The organism is Curtobacterium poinsettiae (assembly GCF_025677645.1).
Classification (GTDB): Bacteria; Actinomycetota; Actinomycetes; order Actinomycetales; family Microbacteriaceae; genus Curtobacterium; species Curtobacterium poinsettiae_A.
This window is the reverse complement of the sequence record NZ_CP106879.1, coordinates 3479332-3498625: the sequence shown is the minus strand read 5'-3', so window position 1 is coordinate 3498625 and position 19294 is coordinate 3479332. Positions and strand designations below refer to the sequence as shown.

At 72.2% G+C, this 19294-nt stretch carries 17 protein-coding genes and 1 pseudogene; 5 read left to right on the top strand and 13 right to left on the bottom strand.

Annotated features, from left to right (window positions below; genetic code table 11):
* Positions 1-48 precede the first annotated feature (48 nt).
* From OE229_RS16705 to OE229_RS16685, 5 genes and pseudogenes are all read right to left on the bottom strand, one after another.
* The gene (locus OE229_RS16705; protein WP_262138975.1) at positions 49-1242 is read right to left on the bottom strand and encodes an FAD-dependent oxidoreductase; all 1194 of its coding nucleotides are present in this window, start codon (positions 1240-1242) and stop codon (positions 49-51) included.
* Between the two features lie 57 nt (positions 1243-1299).
* Positions 1300-2529: an acyltransferase family protein gene (locus OE229_RS16700; protein WP_262138973.1), complete on the bottom strand. Its 1230-nt coding sequence runs from the start codon at positions 2527-2529 to the stop codon at positions 1300-1302.
* A gap of 215 nt (positions 2530-2744) precedes the next feature.
* Positions 2745-4043, bottom strand: a complete 1299-nt coding sequence (locus tag OE229_RS16695) for an NAD(P)/FAD-dependent oxidoreductase (RefSeq protein ID WP_209134154.1) — start codon at positions 4041-4043, stop codon at positions 2745-2747.
* A gap of 102 nt (positions 4044-4145) precedes the next feature.
* A pseudogene (locus OE229_RS16690) lies at positions 4146-4695 on the bottom strand (dihydrofolate reductase family protein).
* Between the two features lie 21 nt (positions 4696-4716).
* A complete protein-coding gene (locus OE229_RS16685) occupies positions 4717-5250 on the bottom strand; it encodes a hypothetical protein (protein ID WP_262138972.1) in 534 nt (177 codons plus the stop codon).
* A gap of 82 nt (positions 5251-5332) precedes the next feature.
* Between OE229_RS16685 and OE229_RS16680 the strand changes: the two genes are divergently transcribed.
* Together OE229_RS16680 and OE229_RS16675 are read left to right on the top strand one after the other, a co-directional pair.
* Positions 5333-6106, top strand: a complete 774-nt coding sequence (locus tag OE229_RS16680) for an alpha/beta fold hydrolase (RefSeq protein WP_262138971.1) — start codon at positions 5333-5335, stop codon at positions 6104-6106.
* Positions 6103-6873 carry an esterase/lipase family protein gene (locus OE229_RS16675; protein WP_315973835.1) on the top strand — a complete coding sequence of 257 codons (771 nt, stop codon included), beginning with the start codon at positions 6103-6105 and terminating at the stop codon, positions 6871-6873. Before OE229_RS16680 ends, OE229_RS16675 begins: the two co-directional genes overlap by 4 nt.
* A gap of 80 nt (positions 6874-6953) precedes the next feature.
* On the opposite strand, the gene OE229_RS16670 is transcribed toward OE229_RS16675, so the two are convergent.
* The 4 genes from OE229_RS16670 to OE229_RS16655 all read right to left on the bottom strand — a co-directional run bounded on the left by OE229_RS16670 (position 6954) and on the right by OE229_RS16655 (position 10569).
* The gene (locus tag OE229_RS16670; protein ID WP_247737634.1) at positions 6954-7340 is read right to left on the bottom strand and encodes a VOC family protein; all 387 of its coding nucleotides are present in this window, start codon (positions 7338-7340) and stop codon (positions 6954-6956) included.
* A gap of 139 nt (positions 7341-7479) precedes the next feature.
* Positions 7480-8493, bottom strand: a complete 1014-nt coding sequence (locus OE229_RS16665; RefSeq protein ID WP_262138970.1) for a LacI family DNA-binding transcriptional regulator — start codon at positions 8491-8493, stop codon at positions 7480-7482.
* Positions 8494-8521: 28 nt separating this feature from the next.
* On the bottom strand, positions 8522-9550 hold the full coding sequence (locus OE229_RS16660; protein WP_263344762.1) for a Gfo/Idh/MocA family protein: 1029 nt from the start codon (positions 9548-9550) through the stop codon (positions 8522-8524).
* Positions 9547-10569, bottom strand: coding sequence for a Gfo/Idh/MocA family protein (locus tag OE229_RS16655; RefSeq protein ID WP_262138968.1), 1023 nt, complete (start codon positions 10567-10569; stop codon positions 9547-9549). Before OE229_RS16655 ends, OE229_RS16660 begins: the two co-directional genes overlap by 4 nt.
* 79 nt (positions 10570-10648) lie before the next feature.
* Here OE229_RS16655 and OE229_RS16650 point away from each other — a divergent pair, with 79 nt between their 5' ends.
* Both OE229_RS16650 and OE229_RS16645 read left to right on the top strand, forming a co-directional pair.
* On the top strand, positions 10649-11278 hold the full coding sequence (locus OE229_RS16650; protein ID WP_262138967.1) for an SRPBCC family protein: 630 nt from the start codon (positions 10649-10651) through the stop codon (positions 11276-11278).
* Positions 11275-11946 carry a DUF4166 domain-containing protein gene (locus tag OE229_RS16645; RefSeq protein WP_262138966.1) on the top strand — a complete coding sequence of 224 codons (672 nt, stop codon included), beginning with the start codon at positions 11275-11277 and terminating at the stop codon, positions 11944-11946. The genes OE229_RS16650 and OE229_RS16645 overlap by 4 nt, the downstream gene beginning before the upstream one ends.
* Here OE229_RS16645 and OE229_RS16640 read toward each other — a convergent pair.
* On the bottom strand, positions 11936-12592 hold the full coding sequence (locus tag OE229_RS16640; protein WP_262138965.1) for a chloramphenicol acetyltransferase: 657 nt from the start codon (positions 12590-12592) through the stop codon (positions 11936-11938). The two genes, OE229_RS16645 and OE229_RS16640, sit on opposite strands and share 11 nt — an antisense overlap.
* Before the next feature lie 41 nt (positions 12593-12633).
* On the opposite strand from OE229_RS16640, the gene OE229_RS16635 reads away from it, so the two are divergent.
* Positions 12634-13191, top strand: coding sequence for a YbaK/EbsC family protein (locus tag OE229_RS16635; RefSeq protein ID WP_262138964.1), 558 nt, complete (start codon positions 12634-12636; stop codon positions 13189-13191).
* Here the strand turns inward: OE229_RS16635 and OE229_RS16630 are convergent.
* From OE229_RS16630 to OE229_RS16620, 3 genes are read right to left on the bottom strand one after another with little or no spacing between them, the layout of a single operon-like run.
* A complete protein-coding gene (locus tag OE229_RS16630) occupies positions 13172-13540 on the bottom strand; it encodes a VOC family protein (protein ID WP_182065123.1) in 369 nt (122 codons plus the stop codon). The genes OE229_RS16635 and OE229_RS16630 overlap by 20 nt on opposite strands.
* Before the next feature lie 19 nt (positions 13541-13559).
* A complete protein-coding gene (hrpA, locus tag OE229_RS16625; protein ID WP_182065122.1) occupies positions 13560-17411 on the bottom strand; it encodes an ATP-dependent RNA helicase HrpA in 3852 nt (1283 codons plus the stop codon).
* Between the two features lie 39 nt (positions 17412-17450).
* The gene (locus OE229_RS16620; protein ID WP_262138963.1) at positions 17451-19283 is read right to left on the bottom strand and encodes a thioredoxin domain-containing protein; all 1833 of its coding nucleotides are present in this window, start codon (positions 19281-19283) and stop codon (positions 17451-17453) included.
* Between the last annotated feature and the right edge of the window lie 11 nt (positions 19284-19294).

The window sequence follows — 19294 nt, the reverse complement described above, 5'->3', positions numbered from 1 at the left end:
GGCGCGATCGCCCCGACCGCGCGCCGCGACTGCGCAGAACGCGGGCCGTCAGGCCCAGCGCATCGCGTAGAGCCGAGCCAGGCCGTGCGCGGTCGGCAGCGACAGGGCGGTCCGGAGCAGCGCCTCCCGGCCGGTCGCCGTGACGGGGCCGAGCGGACGGCCCAGTGCCATGTTCACCTCGGCCTGCCGTGCCGCGCGGCGGGCGGCTGCCTGGCGGCGGGCGGCGTAGCCCGGCCACGGACCGGCGACGCCGGTGCGGACCGCGCCCGCCAGCAGGGGCGCCAGCTCGGCAGCGTCGAGCCACCCGAGGTTCATGCCCTGCCCGCCGATCGGACTGATCTCGTGGGCGGCATCCCCGACGAGCACGACCCGGCCGACGCCGACGCGCTCGGCGGTGCGGCGGCGCACCCGGAAGCCGCTGGTCATCGAGCAGCTCGCGGGGTCGGGGACGACCCCGGTCCGTTCGGCGACGAGCGCGGCCAGGCGTACGACGACCGCGGCGTCGGGCGTGCTCGTCCAGCTGCCCTCGGCCGAAGCGAACGCGTCGTCGTCCGGCACCAGGGCGACGTACCGGCGCCGTGCGCCCGGCAGCGGGAAGGACTCGACGACGCCGTCCGGGCCGACGTCGACCAGCGCGGCCGACCGGGCCGACGGCGCCTCGGGGTCGGCGAAGTCACCCATCACGTAGCGGTCCGGGTACTCGCGCCCGGTCGTCCCGATGCCGAGCAGGTCGCGGACGGCGCTCCGCGCACCATCGGCACCGACGACGAAGGCTGCGCGGAGCGTCACGGTGCCGCCGTCCGGTCCGGTCCCGACGGCGTCGACGTGGTCGGCCTGCCGGGACAGCGCGGTCAGGGTGGTCCCGGTCCGCAGGGCGCTCGATGCGCTGGCCCGGAGCCGGTCCCGGAGCAGGGACTCGGTACGGTGCTGGTCGAGGGTGGCCACGTACGGATGGGTCGGCGATGCCCGGTCGAAGCGCAGGGTGCCGATGGTCCGACCGCGGCTCCGGGCCACGCCGGCGTGCACCAGTGACGCCTCGGCGAGCACCGCGGTGTCCAGGCCGATCGCGGCGAACGCGTCGAGGGACGGCGGGTGGATGCCGATGGCCCGCGAACCGGTCGGCGGCTCGGCCCGGCGTTCCCACACGCGGACGTCGACGCCCCGCGCCGCGAGGAGTGCCGCCAGGAACAGCCCGACGGGGCCGCCGCCGACGACGAGGACGTCGACGCGTTCGATGGGCACGTCGGCGAGCCTACGGTGACCGTTCACCGCGGCGTTCAGCGAGCAGAAGACGTCGGGTCAGCGGGCCGTACTCGACGTCTTCTGCTCACTCGATGCGCTGCGCGGGGCTGCTGCCCGGCGACCCGCTCGGACCCGTGCGCGGAACCGCTCGACGGGGACCTCGACGGCGTACGCGGCACCGATCGACACGATCACCACCGCGCCGACCAGGCCGACCGTGCCCCACGGGCCGATCGCGAAGGTGCCGAGCAGGGCGATCACCAGCGGGTGCCAGAGGTACGCCGAGTACGAGACCCGGCGGCCGAACCACGACACCGGCGTCCAGGCCAGGGCGGCCGACACCGGGGAGCGGACCGAGACGAGCCCACCGATCGTCACCGCTGCGATCAGCCCGGTCAGCGGCAGCACGATGCCGAACGTCGACGCGTGCTGCGTCCAGTCGTCGTCGATCCAGAGCAGCACTCCGACCAGCAGCACGAGACCGAGCCAGGTCGCCACGTGCCCGAGGATCCCGGCGGCCCGCACGCGCACCCGTTCGTCGTCGAGCAGCAGTGCCAGTGCACAGCCGATCGCCAGCGGCACGACCCCGAGCACGGGCGAGAAGTAGACGTCGGGCGTGGCACCGCCGCTCGGGCTGCGGTAGCTCGCCCACGACGCCGCCGACGCCCCGACGACCAGGACCCCGAGCCCCGTCAGGAGCCAGCGGCGGCGGACCCGGAGTGCGGCGAGCAGGACCAGCACCGGCGGCCAGACCAGGTAGAACTGCTCCTCCATCGACAGGCTCCACGTGTGCGCGAAGACGCCCTGCGAGGTGTCCCAGAAGGCGCGGAACAGGTTGCCCGTGTAGGTCAGCGCGATGAACGCCGCTTGGCCCGACTGCAGCGAAGCGCCCTTGTAGTCACCGACCCAGCTCCAGAGCAGGAGCCCGACGACGACGAACGCGAGCAGTGCCGGGTACAGGCGGAGCAGTCGCTTCACCCAGAACGAGCCGAGGCGCACCCGCCCGGTGCGACGCCTCTCGCCGAGCAGCAGCGTCGTGATGAGGAAGCCGGACAGCACGAAGAACACCGTCACGCCGATGAAGCCGCCCTCGAACTGCGGCACGTGCAAGTGGTACAGGACGACGACCAGGATGGCGAGGATCCGGAGTCCGTCGAGCGCGGGTGCACGGTGTGTCAGCGGGGGCGGGGGCGCCTGCTGCGTCCCCGCCCCGGAGTGCTCCGGGGCGGCCGTGCGGTCCTGTGGCTGCGCCTGCGTCGGCGCGTGGGTCAGCGTGGTCGTCGCCATGGTCCCTCCCGCGCTGCTCGGTTGCGTGTCGCCGACCAGGGTCCTCCTCGCGGGTAAGAGGAGTCTCAACGAGCGGGGTGCACCAGACTCGTCAGCGCCGACGACGAACGACACCGCCGACGCCGCACGACACCGCACGCACACCGTGAGCAGGAACGGTCGGGTCCGACGTGCGGACGCGACCGTTCCTGCTCACGAAATGGAAACGCGCGCGGCTACTCGGCCTTCTGCAGCTGCCAGGGGTCCGGCTCGCGGTCGCCGTTCGGCCGCACCGGGCGCACGTCGCCGACGATCGGGATCGAGCGCTTCCGCATGAACCACACGTAGCGGACGAAGAAGTGGGTCAGGGTCGACATCCGGTTGCCGGCGCCGAGCAGGCTCGTGATGTGCACGAACACCCAGGCGAGCCAGGCGACCGGGCCGACCATGGTGATCCCGCCGCGCAGCTGGGCGACCGCGGCGTTCGTGCCGATCGTCGCCATGGTGCCCTTGTCGAAGTACTTGAAGCGCTCGGTGGCCTTCCCCTCGAGCAGGCGCACGATCTGCCGCGCCGAGTGCCGGCCGCCCTGCAGCGCGGGCTGGGCGAGCTGGGCGAGGGCGTCGTCCTGCGCGGCGATGTCGCCGGCGGAGAAGATCCGCTCGGCGCCCTTCACGCTCAGGTCGTCGTTCACCTGGATGCGGCCACCGTGGGTCTGCGGCAGGCCCCAGCCGGAGACCTCCTTGTGGGCGGCGACACCGGTCGCCCAGATCACCTGCGACGCGGGGATGAACTCGCCGTCAGCGGTCATCACGCCGTCGGGCTTGACCTCGGAGACGCCGGTGCCCAGCCGCAGCACCACACCGCGCTTCCGGAGCACCTTGGCGGCGTACCGGCGCAGGCGCGGGGCGAACGGCTTGAGCAGCTCGCCGCTGCGGTGCACGAGCGTGATCGAGATGTTGCCGCGTTCGATCTCCGGGTACGCGCCGACGAGTGCCTGGTCGCGGAGCTCGGCGAGCGCGCCGGCCATCTCGACGCCGGTCGCGCCACCACCGACGATGACGATGCGGATCTCGTCGGGGCCCTGGTTCGCCGCCGCTTCTTCGAGCCGGGTGAACAGCTCGTCGCGGATGCGGAGCGCCTGCGAGCGGGAGTACATCGAGTACGCGTACTCGTACGCACCGGGCGTGCCGAAGTAGCTCGTGTTCACGCCGTTGGCGAGGATCAGGTAGTCGTAGTGCAGGTGCTCGCCGTCGGACATCTCGGCGATGCGCTCGTCGGTGCGGATGCCGGTCAGCAGCCCGTGACGGAACTCGGCGTTCGACTGGCGGGCACGGAGCGAGCGCAGGAAGTACGTCACGTCGCCGGCGTTCAGGCCACCCGTCGCGACCTGGTACATCAGGGGCTGGAACATGTTGTAGACGTGGCGGTCGACCAGGGTCACCCGGACCGGCGCATCGGCGAGCTCCCGCATGGCGGCCACACCGGCGAATCCACCGCCGACGATGACGACGTGCGGGCGGGTGTCCTGGGTCATGCTTGCTCCGGTGTTCCTCGGGTGCGGATGGTCACCCACGAGGGTACGCGCGGTTCGCCGGGGCGCATGACGGGTGGGGCCGGGAGGCCCGTGGTGCGTCCGTCAGGCGTCGAGCCGCCCGTAGGTGTTCAGCACGTTCCCCTTGCTCGTCACGGTGCTGTCGACCAGACGCAGCCGCGTGGGCGGGTCGGTCGGTTCGAACAGTCGTCGGCCACGGCCGGCGATCGCCGGGTGGATCATGAGCTGCAGTTCGTCGAGGACCCCGGCGAACAGCAGGCTGCGGACGAGCGTGACACTGCCGCACACGGCGATGTCCGCCCCATCGCGCTGTTGCAGTCCGCGGACGAACGCGGGGACGTCGCCCCGGGATCCGCGTGCTGTTCTGCCAGGTCAGGTCGTCGCCGAGCGTGGTGGAGGCCACGTGCTTCTCGATCGGGTTGATCCACTGTCCGAAGGGGTCGTCGGCGTGGGCGGGCCACCACTCGGACCACTCCAGGTAGCTGTTCCGGCCGAGCAGCACGGTGTCGGTCCGGGCCATCCAGGCGCCCATCGCCGCACCGAGCTCGTCGTCGAAGCTGTCGTACTGGAACTCGTAGGGGTCCTGCACGACGCCGTCGACCGACGTGAACAGACCGGCAGTGGTCTTCCGCATGGGACGGATCGTACCCGTCGGTCAGCTGCCGGTGCCGTCGCTGCTGCTGCCGTCGCTCGTTCCGTCGCTGGTGCTCCCGTCGCTGCTGCCGGAGCCGTAACCGGGGGCCTGCCCGGTGCCGTTGCCCGGGAACCGGTTCGTGTCGGGCACCTGCGTGGTCGACTGCGTCCGGTCCGCACCGATCGCGTGGCCGATGGCGAATCCGACGCCTCCGCCGACGAACAGTGCGGCGAGTCCGACGATCGCGGCGAGGAGCGGCCAGAACCACGGGGGCTTCGGGCCGGTGCTGCGGCGGGTGGTCGCAGCGCCGGCGCCGGCGCCGTACCAGGGGGTGGCGCCTTTCGGGGCGGTGGAGTCCCAGGCGCCCGGGTTCCTGGCGTCGGCGTCCGCGCGGTACGGCTGCTGCTGCTGCTGTTGTTGTTGCGGCGCGGGGGCGTCGAGCGTGGAGGTCGACGTCGGGGTCGGGGCGGCGCCCCAGCCGGTCGGAGCCGTTGCCCGATTCGCCCGGTCGGAGCCGTCCGGTTCGTGGCCGTTGGTGGGAGTGGTGTCGCTCATGCCAGGAGTGCACACGGCCCGGCTGTGTGCGGCCGATGACGAGGCTGACCCGGTGCTGCGAACCGCCGCGTAGCCTCGGCTCGTGCGCGCTGCTGTGGAGACCGTCCGGATCGACGGGTTGCCCGTGCGCCTGCACACCATGGCAGCGCGAGAGCCGGTCCGCGACGACACCGACCCCACCGTCGTGTTCGTCCACGGCATCGGGATGTCCCACCGGTCCTTCGCCCGGTCGCAGCGCGCCGTCGCCGCCGAGCACCGCACGATCAGCGTCGACCTGCCGGGGTTCGGCTGGCTGCCCGCGGCCGGTCGGCAGCTGCCCATCGAGGAGCTCGGCGACGTGGTCGTGCGGGCGGTCCGCCACCTGGTCGACGGCGACCTGGTGCTCGTCGGGCAGTCGATGGGGGCCCAGGTCGTGGTCGAGTCCGCCCGGCGCCACCGGGAGACCGTCGCGGCGATCGTGCTCGTCGGTCCGGTGATCAACGCGGAACGGCGGTCGCTCCCGCTGCAGGCGCTCGACCTGGGCCGCGACGGGTTCATCGAGGGGGTCCGGATGAACGGCGTCCTGGTCACCGACTACCTGCGGAGCATGCGGCAGTACACGCGTGAGCTCCGGCCGATGCTCCGCTACCCGACCGAGCAGACGATCACCGAGGTGACGCAGCCCGTCCTCGTCGTCCGCGGCAGCCAGGACCCGATCGCGCGGCACGACTGGTCGGTTCGGGTCGCGGCCGCCGCGCCGGACGGCACCTTCGCGGAACTGGCCGGCCCGCACCACGTGCAGGAACGGCAGCCGGACGCCTTCGCGCGCCTGCTCGAGTCGTTCCGCGGCGCCGAGCGCCTGGAGGGGCTGCGATGACCCGGTCGGCCACGTCGGGGACGGATGCGGCGCGGACGGGGCGATCCGGGCCTCCAGGCCGTGTCCCGCTGGTGCGGCGCGCGTGGTGGGCCGCACTCGACTGGGGGTACGCCGCCAGGTGGCAGGTCCGGAGCCTCGGCCCGACCACCGCGGACGACTACCGGAACGGCACCGGGCAGCCCGTCGTCGTGGTCCCCGGCGTCTACGAGACCTGGCACTTCATGCGGCCGCTGATGGACGCGCTCCACGATCGGGGACACCCGGTGCACGTGCTGCCCGTCCTGCGCCACAACCTGCGGCCCGTGCCCGACTCGGCGCGCGAGGTGATCGCGTACCTGGAGGACCAGGACCTGCGGAACGTGCTCGTGCTCGCACACAGCAAGGGCGGACTGATCGGCAAGTACGCGATGACGCAGCTCGACCAGCACGAGCGGATCGACCGGATGGTCGCGGTGTCGACGCCCTTCGCGGGCTCGGTCTACGCGCGGCTCGCGCCGGTGCCGCACCTGCGGGCGTTCCGGGCGGCCGACCCGGTGCTGGCGGGGCTCGCGCGGGAACTCGACGCGAACGCGCGGATCACGTCGGTGTACGGGGTGTTCGACACGCTCATCCCCGAGGGCAGTGCGCTCCAGGGGGCAACGAACGTGCGGCTGCCGGTGGGTGGGCACTTCCGGATCCTCGGAGATGCGCGGACGCGGTCGGCGGTGCTGGCGGCGGCGGACCCGGGTGAGGGCGGCGGCTCCCGCTCCGGCGGTCGTTCGCACTGAGTGACACCCCACGGGCGCGCGACCGCGTGCGGTGTCGGTCAGCACGACTGCGCGGCAGCGGCGGCAGCAGGGGCAGCGCGTCACGCCCCGGGCAGGAACAGGCAGAACGGGTGGCCGTCCGGGTCGAGCAGTACCCGGACGTCGTCCTGTGGCTGGAACGCGGCCTGCCGGGCACCGAGCTGCTCGGCGCGCGCGACCGCAGCAGGCAGGTCCTCGACCTGGAAGTCGAGGTGCAGCTGCATGCCCGGGGCATCCTCGGTGCCGGGCCAGACCGGGGCGACGTAGGCCGGTTCGTACTGCACGGACAGGCCTGGACCCTCGTCGGGGCGCACGCGCACCCAGGTGGGCCCGTCCTCGTGGACGGTCCACCCGGTCAGGGCACCGTAGAACCGGCCGAGGGCGACCGGCTCGGGGGACTGCAGGACGGTCGCGGCGAGTGTCGGCATCGAGGCGTCTTCGCTGGTCATGCGGCGGAGCGTACGCCTGACGGTCAGGCGGCGGCGGCAGTCCGGCAGCGGCTCCCGCTCCGGCGGTCGTTCGCGCTGAGCGACACCCTACGGGCGTGCGACCGCGTGCGGTGTCGGTCAGCACGGAACGGCGTCGACGTCAGCGCGGGCGGTCGCCGACGCTCGCCCGCTCGACGATCCGGTGCGGAACGACCACGGTCTCCGGCGCGGCACCGCGGTCCGCGATCCGCCGGGTCAGCAGGTCGAGTGCCGCCGTCGCGAAGGCCCGACGGTCGAACGACACCGTGCTGAGCGACGGGATCGCGTACGCGGCCGCGTCGACGTCGTCGAACCCGATGACGCTGACCTGCTCGGGCACGCGGACGCCGCGGGCGGCCAGGACGTGCAGCACCCCGAACGCGATCGAGTCGGTGAAGGCGAAGACGGCGTCGGGCAGGGCGTGCTCGTCCAGCCAGGCCGCGAAGGTCGTCGCCGCGGAACTCGTGGTCCACGCCGGCAGCGGGACTCGGAGCGACGGGTCTGGCGTGATGCCGGCGGCGGTGAGCGCGGCGGTGTAGCCGCGTTCGCGGAGCTCGCTCGTCGCCGTTGCGGCGCCCTCGGGTGACGCCCCGACGACCGCGATGCGCCGGTGCCCGTGGGCGATGAGGTGTTCGGTGACCTGCTCGGCCGCCGCGCGGCTGTCCACGTGCACCTGGTCGACGTGCTCGGGCTCGACCTCGCCGATGACGACGGTCGGCGGCAGCCCCTCGGTCGAGGCCAGGACGCTCGCGCTGAGCGACACCGGGTTGAGGATCAGCCCGTCCACCAGGTGCGCGCGGGCACGGGAGACCAGTTCGCGTTCGCGGGCCGGGTCGTTGCCGGTCTGCTCGAGCTGCACGACCCAGCCGCGTTCGCGGGCGAGTTCCACGAAGGACTGGGCGAGTTCGGCGGAGTACGCGCTGCCCATCTCCGGCAGGGTCAGCGCGATCGCTCCGGAGCGGCCGTTCCGGAGCCCGCGGGCGGACAGGTTCGGCACGTAGTCGAGCTCGGCGACCGCGCGCTCGACGCGTTCGCGGGTCTCCGGGCGCACGACCACGCCGCCGTTGACGACGTTGGAGACGGTCTTCGGGGACACCCCGGCGAGGGCGGCCACGTCCCGCACGGTTGCGCGCATCGGGACGAGCGTAGCGCGCCGGCGGTGCTCAGTCCGCGACCTGCACCGGCACCGTCCTGCCCGTCCGCACCGACTCCTGCGCCGCCAGCACGATCGACAGCGTCCGCAGCCCGACCCCGGCGTCCGGCTGCGGTTGCTCCCCGGACCGCACCGCCGCCAGGAACGTCCGGAGCATCGGCAGGTCGTGGTCGGGTCCGTACCGGAGTTCGATCGGCCGGCCCCCGACCGCGTCGATCCCGCGAGCAGCCGCGCCGAAGAAGTCCACCGACACCGTGCCACCGGTCCCGGCAACGTCGAGCGTCAGCCCACCCCACACCGGCAACGTGTCCGGTCGGCTCCACGAGCAGTCGATCGCCGCGATCGTGCCGTCGTCGTACGTGATGGTCACCAAGCCCGCGGTCTCGGCGTTCGCGCGGTCGGCGTGCAGCACCCGGTTCGCGACGGCGGTGACGGACACCGGTGTCGCTCCGGTCAGTCCGTCGATCAGGTCGGCGACGTGCACGACGTGGTCGACGAGGGCGCCGCCGCCGCTCAGTCGGACGTCGGTGAACCAGTCGCGGGCGAGCGGGAGCATGCCGTTGTTCGCGCCCCGCACCGAGAACACCGTGCCGAGTGCGCCCGAGTCCCGCGTCGCACGCAGCCGGTCGAAGGCCGAGGCGAAGCGCACCGGGAAGGCCATCATCAGCAGCACCCCGGCGCGGTCCACCGCATCGCGGATGGCGAGGCCGTCCTGCCACGACGTCGCGAGCGGCTTCTCGCAGAGCACGTGCGCCCCGGCTGCCGCCGCGAGCTCGACGTACTCGCGGTGCCGCGCGTTCTCGCTCGTGACGATCACCGCGTCCGGCCCCCAGTCGAGCAGCTCGTCGACGGAGTCCGCGTACCCGGCGCCGAGCGCGCGTGCCAGTTCGGCTCCGCGCAGGTCGCCGAGACCCGTCCCCGTCGATGTCCCGTCCGGGTCCGTCCCGCGCACCTCGACGTCGGGCATCGCCGCCAGGGCACCGAGGTAGCTGATGGCGTGCGTGTGGGCGAAGGAGAGCACCCCGACCCGGAGCGTCACCGCGACACCTCCACCGGCTGGCCGGACTCGATCGAGGCGATCGCCGCGTTCGCGATCCGCACCGCAGCGACGCCGTCGTCCACGCTGACCCTGGGCGGAGCACCACCGTCGAACGCGGCGAGGAAGTCGGCGAGCTCCAGCGCGTACGGATCGTCCGCCGGGTCCACCGTCGGCAGGAAACCGTCCACGGAGGCCGGTGCGGCGAGGTCGCTGCGGGTGTCCTCTTCTGCCCGGGACGAGTGCGACAGGCTTCCGAGCGTCCCCGTCACCGAGTACTCGGTCGTGAAGGCGAGGTGCTGCGGCCCCCACAACCCGGCGACGTGGCTGATCGCGCCGGACTCGTGCGTGAGCAGGACGTGCGCCGCTTCGACCGGCTCGGCCTCGGAACCCGCGCGGACGTTCACCGCCGACACCCGGGTCACCTCGCCCGCCACCCAGCGCGCGATGTCGAGGTCGTGGATCATCTGGTCCATCACGATCCCACCCGACAGCGCGCGGTCGCCGAACCAGGGGACGTGGGTGGGGAAGGCGCCGGACCGCGAGAACCGCAACACCGCCAGGTCGCCCAGGAGGCCCGTGGTCGCGGCCTCGTGCAGGCGCGCGTACGCAGGGAACCAGCGCACCACCTGGGCCGGGTAGAGCTGCACGCCCGCGTCCGCAGCGCGCGCCGCCAGGTCCGCCGCGTCCGCGTCGGTCCGGGCCAGGGGTTTCTCGGAGACGACGTCCTTGCCGGCCGCGATCGCCGCACGGACGACCTCGGCGTGCGCGTGCGTCGGGACCACGACGTCGACGACGTCGACCCCGGCGAGGAGGTCGTCGAGACTGTCGGCGACGGTGATCGTGCTGCCCTCGGCCCGGGCGGTGTCGGTGAAGGCGGCGACGAGTTCGTGGGCGCCCTCGCGAGCGTGCACCACCACGTCACCCAGGCGGAGCAGCCCGGGCAGGTGGGCGACGGAGATACCGCCCGCGCCGACGAGGCCGATGCGTTTGCGGGCCGAGGACTCCGACTGCGACGTCATGGGGTCAGCGTAGGAGATGCGATCGAACGAGGGGGTGCGCCGTCGGGGGTCAGTTGCCGGTGTGTCCTACGCTCGGGGTGTGGGCAGCCGGGGCATCTACGTCGAGACGATCATCGACGCGGACGTCGAGCGGGTCTGGGAAGCGACGCAGGACCCGCGACGTCACGTTCGGTGGGACGTCCGGTTCTCCGAGATCGTCCCGGGACCGGCCGACGCCGACGGAGCAGCCCGCTTCACGTACGTCCGACGGTCCGCCGTGCACGACGTCCACGGCACGGGCGTGAGCCTCGGCGAGCGGGTCCGGCCGGACGGCACACGGACGTCGGCTCTGCGTTTCTCCACCCGGGACCGCCTGTCGCCGATCCGACACGGTCGTGGGTACTGGAAGTACGTCCCGACCGAGGACGGCCGCACCCGCTTCATCACGGGGTACGACTACGACCCGGGGTGGGGCGCACTCGACCTGGTCGTCCGGCCGATGCTCGGTTGGGCGACTGCGTGGAGCTTCGACCGGCTCCGCGTCTGGCTGGAAGGCGGCGGCGACCCCGAGACCTGGCAGTTGGCGAGTGTGCTGCAGGTGTGGCGCCGGGACCGGCCACGGGCCTCCCGGTCGGCCCGAGCACCGCGAGGAGGCACCCGACGAAGCGACCACCTGCGCGACGCGCCCGCGACCCTCGCCGCCCTGCCGGACCCGGCGGAGCAGCGATGACCTCGGTGTTCCGAGCGGCGCTCGGCGCCGACTTCCACCGGCTGCACCCGATGATGCAACGGCGCTTCGGCGTCGGCCTGGATGCCGCCGAAGCGTGCATCGGGCGCGGGGTGATGACCTCCATCCGCCGGGGTCCGTGGTGGACCGTGCCGTTCCTGCAGATCGGGCGGCTTCGGAACATCCTGGTCCCCGACGTCGGCGAGGACGTGCCCTTCACCATCGAGAACTACCCCTACCGGGACGTCCACGGACGCGAGACCGTCACCTTCGTTCGCACCTACACGACCCGCCCGGGGCGCACCGCGCGCTTCGACGCCACGATGGTCCTCGTCGGTGGGCGGGTGCTGGACTACCTCGGTTCGCACCAGCACCTGGCGGTGGACCTCGACCTCGGCGTCGACGACCGGGGTGGGCTGGTGCTCACCTCGGACGCCCAACGCTTCTACGAGGGGCCGATCGCCTTCCGGTTCCCGATGCTCTTCAGCGGCCGGGCCACATTGCACGAGTACTGGTCCGACGAGGATGAGTCGTTCCACGTCGACCTCGAGGTGCGCAACGCGCTGTTCGGGTTCTTGTTCGGCTACCGCGGGACCTTCACGTGCGAGTGGGTACCGGCAACGGACGCACCCGACCGCCTGAAACCCCGCCGGACCGAACTCAGGACCTGAGCCACGAGGGACGGGCGAACAGCTCCTCGAGCTCGCGCAGCAGCCGGGTCGTGTGGAACCCGTCGGCAGCCGCGTGGTCGATGTGCAGCGCCAGCGGCAGCAGCGTCCGGTCAGCAGCGGTCCGGTACCCGCCGAGCGTGATGATCGGCAGCAGGTGGTCCCAGCCGTCGCGCACCTGGAGCGAGAAGCCGGTGAACGACGCTCCCGGCAGGGTCGAGACGTCGAACACGTTGCTGGGTCGGTCGTCCTGCGGGAACATCCGGGTGTCGTCGCGGTACCGCTCGATCGTCGACACCGCAGCGTCGTGGAAGGCGCCGAAGTCGTCGTCGTACGGCACGACGAGGGCGGAGAACGTCTCGGTGTCCGGGTGGAACACGGTGAACATCGGGTGGACACGGTCCCACACGGCGGGGGAACCGTCGTCGAGCAGGTGCATCCGGAACTCGTCGTGCCGGTTCACCACGGTCGCGATCGCCCAGAGCTGTGACGCGTAGGTCCGACGGTCGGTCGCTCGGACGCGCTCGACGAAGGCCGTGACGTCGAGTTCGACGGTCACCTCGTACGCGCACGGCACGCGGTGTCGGTAGTGCTCGAAGTGCTCCCGGCGGGGCCACTTCTCGACGTCGATCGCCCGGAGTTCGGTCATGACTCCAGCCTCGTGCGGGATCGCTTCCCTACGGTGGAGCCATGCCGACGCTCGAACGTGTTCCCGCCCTGGTCGCCACCGGATTCCTCGCCATCCCCGTCGCCGAAGCCCTCGTCGCGTTGCCGGCCGAGGTCGTCGCGAAGATCGAGGGGGCCCCGATCGACGCCGACCTGGCCGACACCGCCGCGTTCTCGGAGGCGTACGGCTACCCGCTGGCCGGCGGCGCGAACTGCATCGTCGTCGCGGGGAAGCGCGGTGACGAGATCCGCTACGCCGCCTGCGTCGTCCTCGCATCGACCAAGCTCGACGTCAACCGGGTCGTGAAGCAGCTGCTCGACGTCCGCAAGGCGAGCTTCGCCCCGATGGACGAAGCGGTCGAGCTGACCGGCATGGAGTACGGCGGCATCACCCCGATCGGGCTGCCGTCCTCGTGGCCGCTCTACATCGACGCGCGCGTCCTCGACGCCCCGGAGGTCGTCATCGGTGCCGGTCGTCGCGCCGCCAAGCTGTTCCTGCCCGGCGCCGCACTCACCGCGCTGCCGAACGTGACCGTGGTCGAGGGTCTGGCGACCGAACCGGTCAGTCCGACGGCCGGATGAGGCAGAACGGGTGCCCTGCGGGGTCGAGGTAGACGCGGAACGTCTCCGTGCCCGACCCCGTCGCCGTCGCACCGATCGCGAGCACCGCTGCCTCGCCGTCGTCGAGGTCGTCGACCTTCACGTCGAGGTGGCTCTGCTGCGGGACCGTCTGCCCCGGCCAGTCCGGCGCCCGGTAGTCGTCGACCTGCTGGAACGCCAGGATCGGACGGTGGTCGGTGAACGGGAGGGCGAGTTCCGCCCAGTCCTCGTCGAAGCCGACGATCTCCCCACCGAGCAGTTCGGCGTAGAAGCGGGCGAGGGTGCGGGTGTCCGGGCAGTCCAGGACGACGACGTCGAGTGTGCCGATCATGGCCGACACGGTAGACCCGTCAGCGCGCGGCGGTCAGAGCCTTCGTGATCCGCTGCAACGAGACGGTCTCGGCGGTCCCGAGTTCCTGCGCGAACAGGCTCAGCCGGAACTCCTCGAGCATCCACCGCGCGTGCACGAGCTCGGGGTGCGCACCGACCGCGGGCGGGAAGGTGCCACCGGCATCGGTGTAGCGGTCGGTCGCCACGGTGACCTCGCGCATCCAGGTGGCGTCGCGTCCGGGGTTCTGCAGCAGCTTCTGCACGCGCGCCTCGATGCCCTGCAGGTACACGCGGATGCGGCGCAGTCGGTCGAGCCCCGCGACGGCGACGAACCCCGGGAACACCAGGCGCTCCATCTGCTGCCACATGTCGCTGAGGGCGGCGAGCAGCGACATCGAGTTCGCCTGCTTGAGTGCTCGTTCGGCGGAGCGCTGTGCTGCCAGGACGGCCGCGACCTCGGACACCGCGGTGAACATCGTGTCGACGACCGAGGCCGAAACGGCATCGCGGACCGACTCGAACTCGGCCTTCGTGAAGACGAGGCCGTCCGGGTGGGCACGACGGATGCCGGCGTCGACCACGGCGGCCAGTACGTCGTCGAACAGCGCGGCGGTCGACGGGTAGGGGCTGGCGGCGAGCGCGAGCTTCTCCTGCGCGGTCAGGTGCGACTGGATGTACGACACGGGCGACGGCACCGCGTGCATCACCAGACGGCGGACCCCGGCGGGCATCCGGACGACGCGGTCGGACGGGGTGGCGAGCAGCTGCACGCCCACGGTCGCCTTCGGGCCGGTGCCTTCCTCGACCAGGGACGGGTACGCGCGGATGACGCCGCCGGCCTGCTTGGTGTCGAGGGTCTGCGGCAGGTCCTGGTCGGGCCAGGCGGTGAGTCCGGACTGCTCCAGCGGACGACCGGTACCGGCGGATGCGACGCGAGCCGCGCCTCCGGTCCGTCCCGCGCCCTTCGCCGTGGCGGAGGCGACGCTCTGCTGGGTCCGGTCCTTGAGCTTGGTCTGCAGGGCCGACAGGTCCTTGCCGGTCTCGACCCGGCGACCACGCTCGTCGACCACGGCCCACGTCGGCAGCAGGTGTGCGGGGACGCGGGACAGGTCGAAGTCGGACTCGGAGACCGGCACGTAGGTCATGCGCTGGATCGCCTTGGCGAGGGTGGCGCGGAACGACTCCGTCGGCTCGGTCGGGGCGTCGTCGGGCAGCTCGGCGACGATCTTCTCGGCCCAGTCGGCAGCGGGCACGACGTTCTTGCGGATCTGCTTCGGCAGCGACTTGATGAGCGCGGTGACGAGTTCCTTGCGGAGGCCGCGCACCTGCCAGTCGAAGCCCTCTTCACGCATCCGCGGCAGGAGCGCGAGGGGGACCTGCACGCTGACCCCGTCGTCCTGTGCGCCGGGTTCGAAGCGGTACTGGATGGCGAGACGCTGGTCGCCGCTCCGCCACTGGGTCGGGTACTCGACGTCGTCCTCGGCGGCCTCGGCCGCTGATTCGTCCAGCAGGTCCGACCGGCGCATCGTGAGCAGGTCCGGCTGCTCGCGGCGAGTGGTGCGCCACCACCCCTCGAAGTCGCGAGTCGTGGCGACGTCGGCTGGGATGCGGGCGTCGTAGAACTCGTAGACGTTCTCGTCGTCGAGCAGGATGTCCCGGCGGCGGGTGCGTTCCTCGAGCTGCTCGAGTTCCTTGCGGAGCTTCCGGTTGGCACGGTCGAAGGCCTGCTGCGACTCCCACTCGCCCTCGACCAGGGCGTGCCGGATGAAGAGTTCACGGGAGTGTTCCGGGTCGATCCGCGAGTACTGCACGCGTCGGCGCTGCACGATCGGGACCCCGAACAGGGTCACCCGCTCGTAGGCGACGACCGCGCCCTGCTTCTTCTCCCAGTGCGGCTCGCCGTAGGTGCGCTTGAGCAGGTCACCGGCGAGTGGCTCCACCCAGGCGGGGTCGATCCGGCCGACGGTCCGGGCGAACAGCCGGCTCGTCTCGACGAGCTCGGCGGCCATCACGGCGTCGGGCTGCTTCTTCGCGAGCACGCTGCCCGGGAACACCACGAACCGGGTGTTCCGCGAGCCCAGGTAGTCGCGCTTCTCGCGGTCCCGCAGGCCGATCTGGCTGAGGAGTCCGGCGAGCAGTGCACGGTGCACGGCGTCACCGTCGTCGGAACGGGACTGCCCGACTCGGACGTCGACCTGCTTCGCCGCACGGGAGAGCTGCCGGTACAGGTCCTGCCACTCGCGGATGCGCAGGTAGTTCAGGAACTCGGCCTTGCACAGCCGGCGGAACGCGCTCGACGACAGTTCCTCCTGCTGGTCCTCGATGTGGTTCCAGAGGTTCAGCAGGGTCAGGAAGTCACTCGTCGGGTCGGCGAACCGGGCGTGCAACTGGTCGGCGTGCGCGCGCTTCTCGAGGGGGCGCTCGCGGGGGTCCTGGATGCTCAGGGCGCTGACGATCGCGATGACCTCACGTCCGACACCCTGCCGCCCCGCCTCGAGCACCATGCGACCGAGCCGGGGGTCGATCGGCAGTCGGGTCAGCTGTCGCCCGGACTTCGTGATGCGGCCGTCCTTGTCGACGGCACGGAGTTCGCGGAGCAGGTCGAGGCCGTCCTTCACGCCGCGGCTGTCCGGCGGCTGCAGGAACGGGAACGACTCGATGTCCCCGAAGCCGAGCGAGATCATCTGCAGGATCACCGCGGCGAGGTTCGTGCGGAGGATCTCGGGGTCGGTGTACTCGGGACGTCGGCCGAAGTCGTCCTCGGAGTAGAGCCGGATCGCGATGCCGGCACTCGTACGGCCCGCTCGACCGGAGCGCTGACTGGCGCTGGCCTGCGAGATCGCCTCGATCGGCAGGCGCTGCACCTTGGCCCGCGGGGAGTACCGCGAGATGCGTGCCGTCCCCGTGTCGATCACGTACTTGATGCCGGGCACGGTCAGCGAGGTCTCGGCGACGTTCGTGGCGAGGACGACACGACGGCGGATGCCCGGGGTGTGCCGGCGTTCGAAGACCCGGTGCTGGTCGGCGGCGGACAGGCGGCCGTACAGCGGCAGGACCTCGGTGCCGGGGTAGCGTTTGCCCTCGATCGCGTCCTGCGCGTCGCGGATCTCGTTCTCGCCGGACAGGAACACGAGCACGTCGCCCGGGTCCTCCTGCGCCAGCTCGTCGAGGGCGTCGGTGATGCCCTGCAGGGTGTCGCGGTCGTCGGCTGCGTTGCCGCTGTCACCGGTGCGGGAGTCCGACTCGTCGTCGGCGTCGTCGTCCTGGTCTTCGGCGACGAGGGGGCGGTACCGGATCTCGACCGGGTAGGTGCGGCCGGAGACCTCGATGATGGGGGCGTCGTCGAAGTGCTTCGAGAACGACTCCGGGTCGATCGTCGCACTCGTGATGATGAGCTTCAGGTCGGGGCGGCGGGGGAGCAGTCGCTTCAGGTAGCCCAGCAGGAAGTCGATCGTCAGGGAGCGCTCGTGCGCCTCGTCGATGATGATCGTGTCGTACCGCTTGAGGTCGCGGTCGAAGTGGATCTCGTTCAGCAGGATGCCGTCGGTCATCAGCTTCACGCGGGTCTCGGAGCTGACCTTGTCGGTGAACCGGACCTGGTAGCCGACGAGCCCGCCGAGCTCCCCGCCGCCCAGTTCTTCCGCCACGCGTTCGGCGATGGTCCGCGCCGCGATCCGGCGGGGCTGGGTGTGCCCGATGTGCTCACGACCGAGCTCGAGGCAGATCTTCGGCAGCTGCGTCGTCTTGCCGGAGCCCGTGGCCCCGGCGACGATGACCACCTGGTTGTCACGGATGGCGGCCGCGATGTCGTCCCGCCGCTGCGAGACCGGCAGTTCGGGCGGGTACGTGATGACGGGCAGCGGAGAAGACATGAGCATTCCAGGATACAGGCGCGCCGGGCGGCTGGTGCGTCAGGCGATCTGCTGGGCCAGGGCGTCCGCCGACCGGGTCGGCAGTTCGCACACCCGGTCGTGGCAGACGTACGCGGCAGGCTCGAGCACGTCGCGTCCCTCGAACACCGAGAAGCCCGCCTCGGCCCAGCCGCGTGCCTGCTCCGGCGTCGTGGTGGCGACGACCGTGCCGGGGCGCCGAGCACGGTGTGCCACGGCTCGCATCGGGTCGTCGGTGCCGCTCGTGACGACGACGATCTCACGCGACGGCCGTTGCAGGGCCAGGGCGACTCCGAGGGCATCCGCGTGACCGAGGGGTCGCTCGGTCCCGGTGCGGGCGCGGTCGGCGACGAGTCGTGCCGCGGCGCTCCGCAGTGCCTCGTCGCCCGTCAGCGCCCCGAGCGTCGCGGCGGCCGATGCCAGCGCCACGGTGCCGGACCGCATCGCGGTCTGCGGTTGTTCGCCCGTGGCGGTCCCTGCAGCGGCCAGCACCGGGTCGACGTCGAAGCGCCCGGCCAGGCCGTCGTCGACGAGCGAGCGTGCGACGGTCGCGTAGGAGACCTCGCCCGTCACCAGGGCCAGTTCGAGCAGCCCTTCGGCGAGCAGTCCGACGTCCTCGACGGTGGCCGGGGCGGAGGACACCCCGCGCGGTGTGCTGGACCGCACCGCCACGTGGCCGTCCTGCACGTGGGCGGCGAGGACCGCGTCGGCCGCGCCCCGCGCGAGCGCGACGAGTTCCGGATCGCCGTGCCGTGCGCCGGCGATCGCGAGCCCCCGGATCGCCAGGCCGTTCCAGCCCGTGAGCACCTGGTCGTCCAGCGGTGGTGGGTCGAGCTGGGCGCGCTCGGCGATCGGCCGGCGGTACCACTCGCCCTCGACCCGACGGCCGTCGATGGTCGACTCGCTGTCCTGCGCGGCGACGAACGCCCCGTCGGCGCGCCGCAGCGTGTCCCGGAGGAAGTCGGCGATGCCGCGCGCCTGCTCGGCCCCCGCGACCGCGAGCAGCCCCGCGTTGTCGTAGAGCATCCGTTCGTAGTGCGGCACGCTCCAGTCGCGCTTGGTGGCGTACCGGAAGACGCCGCCGTCGGCGTCGGTCAGCTCGGACGCGCGGATCGCGTGCAACGACCGCTCGAGCAGCCCGTCGGCCTCGGCGTCCCCGTCGGCCGCCGCGTCGGCGAGGAACTCGAGCAACGGCGTGCTCGGGAACTTCGGCGCGCCGCCGAATCCGCCGTAGGTGGTGTCCTCGGCCTGGGACAGCTGGTCCGTGACGGCCCGGATGGCGTCGACGGACGGGAGGCCCGGGTCGGCGCCGGCACCGCCCTCGCCCGAGCGGGCGGTCGCGTCCGCCACGGCACCCTGCCGGATCGCCGTCGCGATGGCCGAGGCGTTCGCGTCGACCTCGTGCCGACGCTCGGTCCAGGCATCGAGCACCGCGGCCAGGATCTGCCGGAACGCCGGGACCTGCCCGACGGGAGTGGGCGGGAAGTACGTCCCCGCGAAGAAGACGTGACCGTCCGGCGTCAGGAACGTCGTCAGCGGCCAGCCGAGCTGCTGCGTGAACGCACTCGCCGAAGCCATCAGGCTCGCGTCGACGTCCGGCCGTTCTTCGCGGTCGACCTTCACCGACACGAAGTCCCGCCGGAGCAGCTCGCCGATCTCCGGGTCGGCGAAGCTCTCGCGCGCCATGACGTGGCACCAGTGGCACGTGGCGTACCCGACGGACACCAGCACCGGGACCCCGCGCTCGCGCGCTTCGGCGAAGGCTTCGGGACCCCACTCGCGCCAGTCGACCGGGTTGTCGGCGTGCAGACGCAGGTACGGGCTGACCGAGGTGCCGAGGCGGTTGTCGTTCATGGCTCCAGCGT